Origin of the sequence: Methylobacterium gnaphalii, from assembly GCF_007992215.1 — a bacterium.
GTDB classification, from domain to species: Bacteria; Pseudomonadota; Alphaproteobacteria; order Rhizobiales; family Beijerinckiaceae; genus Methylobacterium; species Methylobacterium gnaphalii.
In genome coordinates, this window is sequence record NZ_BJZV01000007.1 from 162886 (window position 1) to 176874 (window position 13989).

Annotated in this window: 10 protein-coding genes; 6 read left to right on the forward strand and 4 right to left on the reverse strand. The window is 69.5% G+C overall.

What is annotated here, in order from left to right; all coding sequences use genetic code 11:
• Window positions 1–9: 9 nt before the first annotated feature.
• From nusA to truB, 6 genes are all read left to right on the forward strand, one after another.
• Window positions 10–1632, forward strand: coding sequence for a transcription termination factor NusA (gene nusA / locus MGN01_RS08865; protein WP_147046237.1), 1623 nt, complete (start codon window positions 10–12; stop codon window positions 1630–1632).
• Window positions 1633–1767: 135 nt separating this feature from the next.
• Window positions 1768–2511: an RNA-binding protein gene (locus MGN01_RS08870; protein ID WP_147046238.1), complete on the forward strand. Its 744-nt coding sequence runs from the start codon at window positions 1768–1770 to the stop codon at window positions 2509–2511.
• A gap of 50 nt (window positions 2512–2561) precedes the next feature.
• Window positions 2562–5429, forward strand: coding sequence for a translation initiation factor IF-2 (infB, locus tag MGN01_RS08875; protein ID WP_147046239.1), 2868 nt, complete (start codon window positions 2562–2564; stop codon window positions 5427–5429).
• A gap of 167 nt (window positions 5430–5596) precedes the next feature.
• Complete coding sequence (locus MGN01_RS08880) at window positions 5597–6520, forward strand: class I SAM-dependent methyltransferase (RefSeq protein ID WP_147046240.1); 924 nt, start codon at window positions 5597–5599, stop codon at window positions 6518–6520.
• Between the two features lie 135 nt (window positions 6521–6655).
• A complete protein-coding gene (rbfA, locus tag MGN01_RS08885; RefSeq protein ID WP_147046241.1) occupies window positions 6656–7090 on the forward strand; it encodes a 30S ribosome-binding factor RbfA in 435 nt (144 codons plus the stop codon).
• A gap of 116 nt (window positions 7091–7206) precedes the next feature.
• Complete coding sequence (gene truB / locus MGN01_RS08890) at window positions 7207–8256, forward strand: tRNA pseudouridine(55) synthase TruB (protein WP_147046267.1); 1050 nt, start codon at window positions 7207–7209, stop codon at window positions 8254–8256.
• Window positions 8257–8371: 115 nt separating this feature from the next.
• Here the strand turns inward: truB and MGN01_RS08895 are convergent, their stop codons facing one another.
• The 4 genes from MGN01_RS08895 to MGN01_RS08910 form a co-directional block, all read right to left on the reverse strand.
• A complete protein-coding gene (locus MGN01_RS08895) occupies window positions 8372–9541 on the reverse strand; it encodes a M20 aminoacylase family protein (RefSeq protein ID WP_147046242.1) in 1170 nt (389 codons plus the stop codon).
• An 80-nt stretch (window positions 9542–9621) separates the two neighbouring features.
• On the reverse strand, window positions 9622–10095 hold the full coding sequence (gene cueR, locus MGN01_RS08900) for a Cu(I)-responsive transcriptional regulator (RefSeq protein WP_147046243.1): 474 nt from the start codon (window positions 10093–10095) through the stop codon (window positions 9622–9624).
• Entirely contained in the window at window positions 10092–12539 is a 2448-nt protein-coding gene (locus MGN01_RS08905; protein ID WP_238257762.1) for a heavy metal translocating P-type ATPase, read from the reverse strand. The genes cueR and MGN01_RS08905 overlap by 4 nt, the downstream gene beginning before the upstream one ends.
• A gap of 89 nt (window positions 12540–12628) precedes the next feature.
• A complete protein-coding gene (locus MGN01_RS08910; RefSeq protein WP_147046244.1) occupies window positions 12629–13936 on the reverse strand; it encodes an ATP-binding protein in 1308 nt (435 codons plus the stop codon).
• Window positions 13937–13989: the final 53 nt, after the last annotated feature.

Genomic DNA, 13989 nt, shown 5'->3' on the forward strand with positions numbered 1-13989 from the left:
ACCGCCACCATGTCCGTCGTTAGCGCCAACCGGCTCGAACTCCTCCAGATCGCCGAGGCCGTCGCTCGCGAGAAGGTGATCGACCGCGTCATCGTCATCGAGGCGATGGAGGAGGCGATCGCTAAGGCCGCACGCTCGCGCTACGGCGCCGAGACGGATGTCCATGCCGAGATCGACCCCAAGACCGGCGCGTTGCGCCTGTCGCGCCACCTGCTCGTCGTCGAGGAGGTCGAGAACGACGCCCGCGAGCTGACCGTCGAACAGGCCAAGCGCTACAACCCGGCCGCCCAGGTCGGCGACGTCATCTCCGACACGCTGCCGCCGTTCGATTTCGGCCGCGTCGCCGCGCAGTCGGCCAAGCAGGTCATCGTGCAGAAGGTGCGCGACGCCGAGCGGGCGCGCCAGTACGAGGAGTACAAGGACCGCATCGGTGAGATCCTCAACGGCACCGTCAAGCGCGTCGAGTACGGCAACGTCATCGTCGATCTCGGCCGTGGCGAGGGCATCGTCCGCCGCGACGAGATGATTCCGCGCGAGACCTTCCGTCCCGGCGACCGCATCCGCTCCTACCTGTTCGACGTCCGCTCGGAAGTGCGCGGTCCCCAGATCTTCCTGTCGCGCTCGCATCCGCAATTCATGGCGAAGCTCTTCGGCCAGGAAGTGCCCGAGATCTATGACGGCATCGTCGAGGTGAAGGCGGTGGCCCGCGATCCGGGCTCGCGCGCCAAGATTGCGGTGATCTCGAACGACGGCTCGATCGATCCGGTCGGCGCCTGCGTCGGTATGCGCGGCTCGCGTGTGCAGGCAGTGGTCGGCGAGCTCCAGGGTGAGAAGATCGACATCATCCCGTGGTCGGTCGACCAGGCGACCTTCATCGTCAACGCGCTGCAGCCGGCCGAGGTCGTGAAGGTGGTGCTCGACGAGGAAGCCGACCGCATCGAGGTGGTGGTTCCGGACGACCAGCTTTCGCTGGCCATCGGCCGCCGCGGCCAGAACGTGCGCCTCGCCTCCCAGCTCACGGGCTGGGACATCGACATCATGACCGAGGCCGAGGAATCGGAGCGCCGTCAGAAGGAATTCGCCGAGCGCACGCAGGTCTTCATGGAGGCGCTCGACGTCGACGAGACCGTCGGACAGCTCCTCGCGGCGGAAGGCTTCCGCAACGTCGAGGAAGTCGCCTATGTCGAGCCGTCCGAACTGGCCAACATCCAGGGCCTCGACGAGGAGACCGGCAACGAGATCCAGGCCCGCGCCCAGGATTACCTCGCTCGCATCGAGGCGGAGCACGATGCCCGCCGCATCGAACTCGGCGTCGAGGACGAGCTGCGCGAGATCGACGGCATCACCACCCCGATGCTGGTGGCGCTCGGCGAGAACGACGTGAAGAACGTCGAGGATCTCGCCGGCTGCGCCACCGACGACCTCGTCGGCTACACGGAGGGCCGTGGCCCCGAGGCCGTGCGCCATGCCGGCTTCCTCGACGGGTTCGAGCTGTCGCGCACCGAGGCCGAGGCCCTGATCATGGCCGCCCGTCTCAAGGCCGGCTGGATCGAGGCGCTGCCGGAGCCCGAGGGCGAAGAGGGCGAGGGCGAGGAGGCGGAGAACGCCGCCGAGCCGCAGCCGGCCGCCTGAGGGCATACAGGTCGATCCGGCGGCTCGTCGCTCCTGCGCGACGGGGCTGCCGGCGAACACGAACTCGCGCCGCCCGTGCGGCGGCGGACGGTTCATGAGGCGATCGCCCCGTGAGCCACCCACACAAGGATCGAGATGGTCGAGGCGATCGACAGCGACGTGGATGATGAGCTCGACCTCGGCCCCAACCGGGGCCGGCAGGGTGCCGAGCGCACCTGCATCGTCACGCGCGAGGCGAAGCCACCGGGCCAGATGATCCGCTTCGTGCTGTCGCCCGACGGCACCGTCATTCCCGACCTGCGCGCCCGGCTTCCCGGCCGCGGCGCCTGGGTCAGCGGCACCCGCGAGGCCGTCGAGACTGCGCTGAAGCGTCGTCTCTTCCGTCGCGCCTTCAAGAATGAGCGGGCCGACGCGGCCCCCGACACCGCCGACCGGATCGCCGAAGGCCTGCGCACGGATCTGCGTCAGGCCATCGCCATGGCGAACAAGTCCGGTTGCGTCGTCACGGGCTTCGGCAAGGTCGAGGCCGAGATCGGCGGCCGCACGGGTGTCGCGGCCGTGATTCATGCCTCGGACGCGGCCGCCGACGGCCGCCGCAAGATCGGCCAAGCCTTGCGCCGACGCCAGGGCGACTCCACCTATGTAGTCCCGATCATCGACGACCTGTCCGAAGACGAATTGGACATGGCTTTAGGTCGGGATCATGTGATACACGCTGCGCTCATCGCGGGGGCTGGCACGACCGGCTGTCTCGCGCGTTGGCGTCGGCTCCGTGCTTTTGAGGGCACGGCGTCGGTGTTTGCGGAGGCCCAGCCGGCTCAGGCCGGCGCACCCGCCTCCGATCCGCACGACGATGAGACGATGGACCGGCCCGTCTAGGCGGGGCTGCCGGTCGACGGGACGATGCAAACCCCCAGGGTTGGGACTGAATGAGCGATACGAAGACACCGGGCGACAAGACGCAGAACAGGGCGCCGGCAAAGCCCCTGACGCTGAAGCGCCCGATCGAGCAGGGAACGGTCCGCCAGAGCTTCTCCCATGGCCGCTCCAAGTCGGTCCTGGTCGAGACGGTCAAGCGCCGCACGATCGGCGCTGCGCCGGCTCCCGCCGCCCCGACGCGCGAGGCTCCCGCCGCGCCGCCCGCACGTCCGGCTACGCCGGCGCCGGCCGCACCCGCCGCACGGCCCCCGGCCGCGCGATCCGGGTCCGGCTCCGGTATGGTGCTGCGCACGCTGAGCGACGCCGAGCGCGAGGCACGCGACCGCGCCCTCGCCGAATCGCAGAAGCGCGAGCAGGAGATGCGTGCGTTGGCCGATGCCGAGAGGCAGGCCCGCCGCGAGCGCGAGGAAGCCGCCCAGCGCGAGCGTGAGGCCGCCGAGGCCCGCCGCCGCGAGGAGGAGGATCGTCGCAAGCAGGACGACGAGCTGCGCCGCCGGGCTTCCGACGAGCTGCGCCGCCGGTCCGAGGAAGAGGCCGCCCGCGGCGCGCCTGCCGAGGCTCCCCAGGAGGCTCCGGCACGTGCTGCTCAGCCGACTGCCGCAGCTCCGCGTCCGGCTGCCCCAGCGGCTCGCCCCGCTGCGACGGCTCCGCGCCCCGTTCCCCCTCGGCCTCCCGTGATGCCGGCGGCTCCTGCTGAGCCGCGCCGCACGATCACGGCCGAGGCGCGCAAGCCGCGCGACCTGAACTTCATGGCCCGTCCGGCCCCGGCTCCCGAGCCGGAGCGCTCGCCGAGCCCGACCACCGCGCGCCAGGCGGACGGCGTCACCGTCACCCGTCCGGCCCGCCCCAGCGCTGCAGCGGCCGACGACGAGCCCGAGACCAAGCGGGTGATCCGCCGTCCCGGCATGCCGCTCAAGATCATCACGCCACCCAAGACGCCGAAATCGCCGGGCGGTGACCGCAACCGCGGTCGTCTGACCATCGCCAACGCGACCTCGGGCGAGGAAGAGCGCACGCGCTCGGTCGCCTCGTTCCGTCGCCGCCAGCAACGCATGAGCGGCCACCGGCACGACGAGCCCAAGGAGAAGATCGCCCGCGAGGTGACGATCCCCGAGACGATCACCATCCAGGAACTCGCCAACCGCATGTCGGAGCGGGCCGTGGACGTGATCCGCCTGCTGATGAAGCAGGGCGAGATCCACAAGATCACCGACGTGATCGACTCGGATTCTGCGCAGCTCATCGCCGAGGAAATGGGCCACACGGTCAAGCGCGTGGCCGAATCCGACGTCGAAGAGGGCCTGAGCTCGGAGGAGCCGGATCTCGAGGAGGATCTGGAGCCGCGCCCGCCGGTCGTGACCATCATGGGCCACGTCGACCACGGCAAGACCTCACTGCTCGACGCGATCCGCAAGGCGAACGTCGTGGAAGGCGAGGCTGGCGGCATCACCCAGCATATCGGCGCCTATCAGGTTGCCGCTCCGTCGGGCGATCTCCTGACCTTCATCGACACCCCCGGCCACGCCGCCTTCACCTCCATGCGCGCCCGCGGCGCCAAGGTGACGGACATCGTCGTGCTCGTGGTGGCCGCCGATGACGGCGTCATGCCGCAGACGATCGAGGCGATTGCCCATGCCAAGGCGGCAGGCGTTCCGTTGATCATTGCGATCAACAAGATCGACAAGGCCGACGCGAACCCGCAGCGGGTCCGCACCGAGCTGCTGCAGCACGACATCCAGGTCGAGTCGATGGGCGGCGAGACGCTGGAATTCGAGGTCTCGGCCAAGACCGGCGAAGGTCTTCCCGAGCTTCTCGAAGGCCTACAGCTCCAGGCCGAGATCATGAACCTGCGCGCCAACGAGCAGCGTGACGGCGAAGGCACCGTGATCGAGGCTCAGCTCGACCGCGGCCGCGGCCCGGTCGCGACCGTGCTCGTGCAGCGCGGCACGCTGTTTACCGGCGACATCGTCGTGGCCGGCGCCGAGTGGGGCCGCGTGCGCGCCCTGATCGACGACAAGGGCGCGCATATCCCCTATGCGGGACCGTCGGTTCCCGTCGAGGTGCTCGGTTTCAACGGTACGCCGGACGCCGGCGAGCGTGTCGTCGTGGTTCCGAACGAGGCCCGCGCCCGTGAGGTCGCGGAGTACCGCGCCCGGATCAAGCGCGACCGCATGACCGCCCGCACCGGCGGTGCCAACCGCTCGCTCGTCGACATGATGCGCGAGGCCAAGGAGGGCATCGGCCGACGCGAGCTGCCCGTCATCATCAAGGGTGACGTGCAGGGCTCGGTCGAGGCGATCGTCGGCGCGCTCGGCAAGATCGGCAACGACGAGGTTTCCGCGCGCATCCTGCATGCGGGCGTCGGCGGCATCACCGAGTCGGACATCACCCTAGCCACCGCCTCGAAGGCCGTGGTGATCGGCTTCAACGTGCGCGCCCACAAGGAAGCGCGCGAGGCTGCCGAGCGCTCGGATGCCGAGATCCGCTACTACAGCATCATCTACGACCTCGTGGACGACATCAAAGACACGCTCTCGGGCATGCTCCCGCCGACGCTCCGCGAGGAGAAGCTCGGCGAGGCGCAGATCCTGCAGATCTTCGACGTGTCGAAGGTCGGCAAGATCGCGGGTTGCCGCGTCACGGACGGCATGGTCCAGCGCGGCGCCCATATCCGCCTGATCCGCGACAGCGTCGTCATCTACGACGGCAAGCTCTCGCAGCTGAAGCGCCTCAAGGACGACGCCAAGGAAGTTGGCTCCGGCTACGAGTGCGGTATGTCCTTCGAGAACTTCCAGGACATGCGCGCCGGCGACCAGATCGAGTGTTACCGGGTCGAGGAAATCCGCCGGACCCTCTGATACGCTGGCGCCGCGCTTAACCATCGATTGTGAAACAGAGAGGCCGCTGCGGATGCAGCGGCCTCTTTACGTTGTGTTTACCAAAGCGTTGAGGCTACCTCTGCGTGTAAGCTGCAGATGGCTCGAACACCCTCGTCTTCCGTTCGGCCGACCGGGACGTCTCCACGATGCTGAACGCCTACGTTCTCGGCCGCGCCTTCAGTGACGGGAAGTATCGCAAGATCTTCCGCGAGCGCCTGAGCGAGCCGCTGCATCTCAACCTGCTGTCGCTCGGCGTGGCTCTGTTCGGCTCCTACCGCACCAAGGTCGAGTTCGACCTGATGGTGCGCCAGCAATACGCCTTCCCGGTGCTGTTCGCCGCCGATGCAGCGAAGAAGCTCGGCCTGTCCAAGATCGTCGTGCTCGAATTCGGCGTGGCCACGGGCGCAGGCCTGATGAACCTGTGCCAGCTCGCCGAGCGCACCGAGCGGGAGACCGGCGTCACCATCGAGGTGGTGGGCTTCGACACCGGCACCGGAATGCCGCCGGCGCTCGACTACCGCGACCTGCCGGAATATTTCCAGGAAGGCGACTTTCCGATGGATTTCGAGGCCCTGCGCCAGGCTCTGCCGCCGCGCGCACGCCTCGTCATCGGCCCCGTCGAAGAGACGATTCCCGACTTCCTCGCGACGGTCATGGAGGACGCACCGATCGGCTTCATCTCGATCGATGTCGACTACTATTCCTCGGCCGTCCATACGCTGCCGATCCTGACGGGCCGACCCGAGCAGTATCTGCCGATCACCCCGGTCTATCTCGACGACGTCGCGATGGACGGCGCCAATCCCTGGAATGGCGAGCTTCTGGCGGTGGCGGAGTTCAACGTGGCGCAGCCGCTGCGCAAGGTCGCGCCTTTCACGCTGCTGCGCTCGAAGCGCATCTTCAAGAATGCCGGGTGGATCGACCGGATGTACGCCGCGCATATCCACAACCATCCCACGCGCACGCCGGCCACCGCGAAACGCGCGGAGAAGGCTCTTATCCGCAACGAATATCTGCGCTACAAGGCGCCGATTCAGCCGCAACCCGGCTCGAACCGCGCCGGGGCCTGAAGGCCCGAGAGGCCGGAAGAGCGCGTTAGCGGCCACGTTCCGCTCGTCCATCGCAGCGTTGTCCGGGGGCGTTACGCTCATCCGGTCCGCGCCGTTTTGGCGTTGCGGATATCCGTACGACACCGACCGAGACAGATGCCTCAGAAGCCAGCCCAGTCCGGCCCCACGCAGCGGCAGCAGCGCGTCGCGGAACTGGTGCGCCACGCCATAGCCGAGGTGCTCCAGCGCGGCGACATCCAGGATCCGGTGCTTGGCTCGCACGTCATCACCGTGCCTGAGGTGCGGATGTCGCCGGACCTCAAGATCGCCACCGCCTACATCATGCCGCTCGGCGGCCAGGACGAGACGCCAGTGATCCAGGCACTGGAGCGGAACAAGAAGGCGCTTCGCCAGGAGGTGGCGCGCCGTGTGAACCTGAAATTCGCGCCCGACCTGCGCTTCCGTCGGGACGAGACCTTCGACGAGGCCTCCCGCATCGACGCGCTCCTGCGCAGCGACAAGGTTCAGCGCGACCTCGACTCCGCCCGGGATTCCGGGCCGGCCGAACCCGAGCCCGAATCCGGACATTGATTCAGGGCCGACCCGCCCCGAGACCGCCACCACAGCTCATGTCGACATGCCCGGACGAGACCCGCCGCGAGGCTGCGGGCGTCCGGCACGTCGCACCGTCACCGATCGAGGACACTATGCAGGACGAAACCCTCGGGCCATCGACGCCCCCCCGCGCGATCCCTGCGGCCGAGGCGCGCGGCGCGGAGCGAGGCTTCGACGAGGCACGCCGGGGCGGACGCCGACCGCAGCGCGGCGCCCCGCGCCACGATCGTCCGAAAAAGAAGGACGTCAGCGGCTGGGTCATCCTCGACAAGGGTGTCGGCATGACCTCCACCCACGCGGTCGCCGTGGTGAAGCGCGTCTTCAACGCCAAGAAGGCCGGCCATGCCGGCACCCTCGACCCACTGGCCTCGGGCATCCTGCCGATCGCCCTCGGCGAAGCGACCAAGACGGTTCCCTTCGTGATGGACGGCCGCAAGGCCTACCGCTTCACCGTGCAGTGGGGCGTCGAGACCGACACGGACGACGCCGAGGGCCGCCCCGTCGCGACGAGCGAGCTGCGCCCGACCCGCGCGCAGGTCGAGGCGGCGCTGCCGTCCTTCGTCGGCACCATCCAGCAGGTGCCGCCGCGCTACTCGGCCATCAAAATCCAGGGCGAGCGTGCCTACGACCTTGCCCGCGACGGCGAGGTGGTCGAGCTGGTCGCCCGCGAGGTGCAGATCGACCATCTCTCGGTGATCGAGCATGACGGCGAGCGCACGGTGATCGCCGCCGAATGCGGCAAGGGCACCTATGTGCGGGCCCTCGCGCGCGACCTCGGCCGCATGCTCGGCTGCCACGGCCATATCGCCGCCCTGCGGCGCACCCGCGTCGGCCCCTTCGTCGAGGACGCCGCCTGCGCCATCCCAGGCCTCGAAGAGGCAGGCCCCGAGGGCGTCACCGCCCATCTCCAGTCGGTCGAGACGGCGCTTGACCAGATCCCCGAGGTTCCAGTCTCGCGCGATCTGGCGCTCCGCCTGATGCGCGGCCAGCCCGTGATCCTGCGCGGGCGCGACGCTCCCGTGGAGGGCAAGGCCTTCGCAACCTGCGGCGGCACCCTCGTGGCGGTGGGCGATGTCGAGCGCGGCGAACTGGTGCCGCACCGGGTGTTCCATCTGGGCGGAACGGCACCGCAGCGGGATTGATGTCGAGCCCGCCTGGTCGGGCTCACCGCTGCTCTTCCAGCACGATCGCCGGCTCTGGCCTGCGTGGTGTGATGAGCGCGCGATCGTGCGGTTACATCCTCCGTTGGGTCGGCTGTCACCGCATCGGCAGCGCCGTCTCGATCAACCGTCCCCACAAGGATGCCCCGTAAGGCGCTGCCTCGTCACAGAAATCGTATTCCGGGTGGTGCAGGCCGGCGGAGGGACCGTTGCCGAGGAAGATGTAGGCGCCGGGCCGGCGCTGCAGCATGTAGGCGAAATCCTCCGCCGCCATTAACGGTGCAGCGTCGCGCGCGACCGACGCCGCGCCGACGATCTGGGCGGCGACGTCTGCAATGAAATCGGTCTCGGCCGGGTGGTTATCGGTGACCGGATAGCCGCCGTCGAACACGACCGTCGCCTCGGCGCCGAACGCTCCGGCCACGCCCGTCGCGATCGTCTCGATCTGCTCCCGCATGGAGGCGCGGCATTCCGGCGTCAGTGCGCGGATGGTGCCGCGCAGGACAGCCTCGGCAGGCAGCACGTTGAAGGTCTCGCCGGCCGTGACGTGGCAGACGGAGACCACCGCTGAATCGAGCGGCGACACTGTCCGCGACACGATCGATTGCAGCGCGACCACGGTGTGCGCGGCGACCAGCACGCTGTCGACGGCCTTGTGCGGCAGGGCCGCATGACCGCCTTTCCCCTTGATCGTGATGGTGAAACGGTCGGTGGAAGCCATGATCGGGCCGGGCCGGATCGCGAAGCTGCCGAGCGGCTGGTTCGGGATGTTGTGCAGGCCGTAGACGGCCTCGACGCCGAAGCGCTCCATCACCCCATCATCGACCATCGCCGCGCCACCGCCGCCGCCCTCCTCGGCGGGTTGGAAGATCAGAACGGCGCTGCCGTCGAAGTCGCGGGTCTCCGCGAGGTACCTGGCGGCGCCGAGCAGAATCGCGGTGTGCCCGTCATGGCCGCAGGCATGCATCTTTCCCGGCACCGTCGAGCGGTAGGGAAGGTCGCGCACCTCCTGAATCGGCAGGGCGTCCATGTCGGCGCGCAGGCCGATGGCACGGTTCGAACCGTGGGCGCGGCCACGGATCACGCCGACCACGCCGGTGCGGCCGATGCCGGTCACGACCTCGTCGCAGCCGAAAGCCCGCAGCTTCTCGGCCACGAAGCCGGCGGTGCGGTGTACGTCGTAGTTCAGTTCCGGATGCGCATGGAGATCGCGCCGCCAGGCGGTGATCTCATGCGCGAAGCCGGCAATCCGGTCGATGATGGGCATCAGGTCTCAACGGTGTCGCGAGGCCTGCGTGAGGCCCGCCCTGCCACCAGCAAACAGGAGGCCACCCGGCAGGTCAATGCTCAAGCTTGCGCGGAGGAGGGGCGGCGAGGGCGCTTTGCGGGCTTCGATAGTTCGCGCAACTCCTCCGCCGGGCCGGCTGCGAGATCGTCGAGAATCGGGCAATCCGGCCGCTCGTCCCCGCAGCAGCTCTCGGCGAGGCTCGAGAGGGTGCGCGCCATGCTCTCCAATTCCGCGATGCGCCGGCGAAGGTCAGCAACATGGGCGAGCGCCACCGCCTTCACGCTCGCGCTGGCCCGCGCGCGGTCCTGCCAGAGCGCCAGCAACTCGGCGATCTCGGGCATCGAGAAGCCGAGATCGCGGGCGCGGCGCACGAAGCGCAGGGCGTGAAGATCGGCCTCGCCGTAGAGCCGGTAGCCGGAGGCAGTGCGCTCGGCGGCGCCGAGCAGGCCGGTCTCCTCGTAGTAGCGGATCATCTTCGCTGAGACACCGGTCGCTCGCGCCGCCTCGCCGATGGTGACTGAATGCGCGCTCATGCCGTTCTCTCCCGGCCGGCACCGCGCAAGCGCAGGGCGTTCATCACCACGAACACGCTGGACAGAGCCATTGCGCCCGCCGCCGCGACCGGCGAAAGGGCTGGGACGCCGGCCACGGCCAGCGCGCCGGCGGCGACGGGGATCAGCGCAACGTTGTAGGCGAAGGCCCAAAACAGGTTCTGGCGGATATTGGCCATCGTTGCCCGCGACAACGCGATCGCCTCCTCCACGCCGCCGAGCGCGCCCGAGATCAGCACCACGTCGGCGCTCTCGATCGCCACATCCGTTCCGCTGCCGATGGCAATGCCAACCTCCGCCTCGGCGAGCGCGGGCGCGTCGTTGACGCCGTCGCCGACGAAGGCGACGGCGCCGTGCGCCTGCCGCAGCTCCTTCAGGGCCCTTACCTTGCCGTCGGGCAGCACCTCGGCTCGGATCACATCGATGCCGAGCGCGTCGGCGACGGACCGCGCCGTGCGGCGGTCGTCGCCGGTGATCATCGCGACGGCATGACCGCCGGCCTTCAGCGCACACACGATGGAGGCGGCCTCTGTCCGCACCGGATCGGCCACCGCGATCAGCGCGGCGAGCCGGCTACCGATCGCCACATAGAGTGGGCTCCGGCCGGATCGTCCGAGCCGTTCGGCCTCGGCGTCGAGATCCGTGGTCGCGACCCTGAGTTCGTCCATCCATCTCCTGGCGCCGATGGCGACGTTCCGATTGCCAACGCGCCCCCTTACGCCGAACCCCGCCACGGCCTCGAAGGAGTCGGCGTCGGGGATCGTGCCGCCTTCCTGCGCCGCCGCGACGATGGCACGGGCGATCGGGTGCTCGGAGCGCGCCTCCACGGCGCCAGCCGCAGCCAGCACCGCGTCGCGCGAGAAGCCCGACGCGGTGACGAGGTCGGTGAGGCGAGGGCGGCCCTCGGTCAGGGTGCCGGTCTTGTCGAAGGCAACCACTTTCACGGCGCCCAAAGCCTGCAATGCACGGCCCTCGCGGAACAGCACGCCGCGCTCCGCCGCCCGTCCAGTGCCGACCATGATCGACATGGGCACGGCGAGCCCCATTGCACAGGGACAGGCGATGACGAGCACGGCGATGGCGTGAACGAGCGCCGGCCCGAGCGCGGGCTCCGGCGCGAGCGCCAGCCAGGCGAGAACGGTGCTGGCAGCGGTGGCGAGCACCGCAGGCACGAAACGCGCGGTGATGCGGTCGACAAGTGCCTGGACCGGCAGCTTGCCGCCCTGGGCGGCCTCCACCATGCGGGCGATCTGCGCGAGCAGGGTGTCCGAGCCGACCTTCTCGACGGCAAGGTCGAAGCTGCCCGAAGTGTTGAGCGTGCCGCCGATCGTGGCATCGCCCTCCACCCGCCGGACCGGTTCGGCCTCGCCGGTGACCATGCTCTCGTCGATCCACGAGGCGCCCTCGACGATGCGGCCATCGGCCGGCACGCGCTCGCCGGGACGCACCCTCACCCAGTCGCCGACGGCCAGCGAGGCGGCGGGAACCTCGTGCTCCACGCCGTCGCGAATCACCCGCGCGGTCTTCGGCGCGAGGTCGAGAAGGCGGGTGATCGCCGCCCCGGTGCGGCCACGCGAGTGGGCTTCCAGCGCGCGCCCGAGCAGGATCAGCGTGACGATGAGGACGCTCGCCTCGAAATACAGGGTGGCTCCGTCCTCCGGCAGCAGGTCCGGCACCACGACCGTGACCAGCGAGGCGAGATAGGCTGCGCCGGCGCCAAGGGCCACGAGCGCGTTCATGTCGGGGTGGCCGCGCAACAAGCCGGGCACGCCGTGCCGAAAGAAGCGGCGGCCGGGCCAAGCGAGCACCGCCGTCGCCAGAACGGCCTGCAACACGGCGTTGCCCCGCTCTCCGAGCCAGCCGGCGACGGCTTCGTGGAAGCCGGGTATGGCGTGAGAGCCCATATCGAGCAGCACCACCGGCATTGCCAGCAGCGCCGCGAGCGCAACGTCGCGCCAGAGTTGCGCGGTCTCCCGCGCCTGCCGCTCCTCGCGGCTGGGCGCGTCGGTGGCGGCGCTGCCGGCTTTGCGCGGTTCGTAGCCCGCATCCCGAACGGCCTCCTCGACATCGCGCAACGCCAGAGTGCCGGCGGCGTGGTGCAACTCAGCGCGCCCGGTCGCGAGGTTGACGTTGGCCTGCGTTACGCCGGGAAGGGCGCCGAGCGCCCGCTCAACGCGCGCGACACAGGAGGCGCAGGTCATGCCGTCGATGCCGATGGCAGTGACAGTCTCCGGCACGGTGTAGCCGCTCGCTGCGATCGCCTGGACGGCGTGGTGCGTCGGCACGCCGGCTGGTAGGGACAGGCTGGCCATGCCGGTGGCCAGGTTGACCGAGACGTCGCACGCCTCGGGCAGGGCGGCGAGCGCGCGTTCGACTCGGCCGACGCAGGAGGCGCAACTCAATCCCGCGACGGGAAGGATCAGCATGGCGCGCGGTCGAGCAGGCTCGGCGGCGGCGGAACGCGTTGGGGGAAAGCTGACCCTGATATCCATGTCCTTCGAGGTGGGGCTTCCCATCATGGGAAGGTCAAGGGCGGGTGCGCTGGGTTCAAGGATTGCAGATCTGCCGTGCCGCCGGGGCGGTGCTCGGGCAGGACGACGCGCATGGTTGTGCCCCGCCCGGGTTCGCTCTCGATGACGAGGCGGCCACGATGCCGGTTGAGGACGTGCTTGACGATCGCAAGTCCGAGTCCCGTGCCGCCCTGCCGGCGGCTCGATGCTGTGTCGACACGATAGAAGCGCTCGGTCAGCCGCGGGATGTGCTCGGGCGCGATGCCCGGCCCCTCGTCGCGCACGGCGAGGACGATCTGCGCAGGCCGCGTATCCAAGCCCTCCTCGCGCGCGAGGCTTACCTGGACGAGGCCACCGCCTCCGCCGTATTTCAGCGCGTTCTCGACGAGGTTCTCGACGACCCGCATCAGCTCGTCGCGATCTCCAAGCACCGGGAGCGGCTGGTCAGGGACCTGGAGCGTCAGGGCGATGCCCCGCTCTGCTGCGAGCGGCACCCTCTCGTCCACCAGCTGGCGGGCGATGCGTCTCAGATCGACGAGCTGCGTCGGCGGCACATGCTCGCGCTGCTCGATGCGCGACAGCGAGAGCAGATCCTCGATGAGCCGGGTCATGCGCTGCGCCTGGGCGCGCATGATGTCGAGGAACTGTTCGCGGGCACGCTCGTCGTCGCGTGCCGGCCCCTGCAGGGTCTCGATGAAACCGGAGAGAGAGGCCAGCGGCGTGCGCAGCTCGTGGCTGGCATTGGCGACGAAATCGGCCCTCATGGTCTCGAGGCGGCGCGACTCGGTGAGGTCGCGCAGGAAGAGCACGACGTTCGGCCGGTCGCCGCCGGCCGTATCCGGCATCGGCAACGCACCGATCTGCACTTCGAAGACGCGCTCGGTCGGCACCCGAGTGACGTAGTTCGTCTTCAGCGGCGCACCGGTCTGCAGCACCTGCTCGATCCCATCGAGCACATCCGGGGAGCGCAGGGCGAAGGAGAGTGGGTGGCGCAGCTTCAGGCCGGGCAGCAGCGCGCGCGCCGCCGCATTTGCCTCCAGTACGACGATGCGGCGGTCGACCAGGATGACCGGGTCGGGGATGTTGGCGAGCAGCGATTCCGCCACCGAATGGCGCTCGCGCCGCTCGGTCTCCTGCCGGATCGCAACGACCGGCGCGCCAGATCGGCTCAGCACCGCGCCGGCGACGAGGGCAAGGCAGGCGGCGAGCATGACGGCGATGCCGAACGTGCCGTCGAGAAGGGCGGATCCCACGAAGATCAGCGTGGCGATGACGGCGCCCGAGAGGGCAGAGCGGCGGATCGAACCGGGCATCGTCAGCTCATCCGCGCTGGGATCGATCGTTCAGAGCAGGCCCACGCGACGAG

Excerpts from the sequence above, each read along its gene's own strand:
- MGN01_RS08905 (WP_238257762.1), bottom strand. The coding sequence starts at position 12,539 with ATGCTGATCCTTCCCGTCGCGGGATTGAGTTGCGCCTCCTGCGTCGGC.
- infB (WP_147046239.1), top strand. The coding sequence starts at position 2,562 with ATGAGCGATACGAAGACACCGGGCGACAAGACGCAGAACAGGGCGCCG.
- truB (WP_147046267.1), top strand. The coding sequence starts at position 7,207 with ATGCAGGACGAAACCCTCGGGCCATCGACGCCCCCCCGCGCGATCCCT.
- MGN01_RS08880 (WP_147046240.1), top strand. The coding sequence starts at position 5,597 with ATGCTGAACGCCTACGTTCTCGGCCGCGCCTTCAGTGACGGGAAGTAT.
- rbfA (WP_147046241.1), top strand. The coding sequence starts at position 6,656 with ATGCCTCAGAAGCCAGCCCAGTCCGGCCCCACGCAGCGGCAGCAGCGC.
- MGN01_RS08910 (WP_147046244.1), bottom strand. The coding sequence starts at position 13,936 with ATGCCCGGTTCGATCCGCCGCTCTGCCCTCTCGGGCGCCGTCATCGCC.
- MGN01_RS08895 (WP_147046242.1), bottom strand. The coding sequence starts at position 9,541 with ATGCCCATCATCGACCGGATTGCCGGCTTCGCGCATGAGATCACCGCC.
- MGN01_RS08870 (WP_147046238.1), top strand. The coding sequence starts at position 1,768 with ATGGTCGAGGCGATCGACAGCGACGTGGATGATGAGCTCGACCTCGGC.
- nusA (WP_147046237.1), top strand. The coding sequence starts at position 10 with ATGTCCGTCGTTAGCGCCAACCGGCTCGAACTCCTCCAGATCGCCGAG.
- cueR (WP_147046243.1), bottom strand. The coding sequence starts at position 10,095 with ATGAGCGCGCATTCAGTCACCATCGGCGAGGCGGCGCGAGCGACCGGT.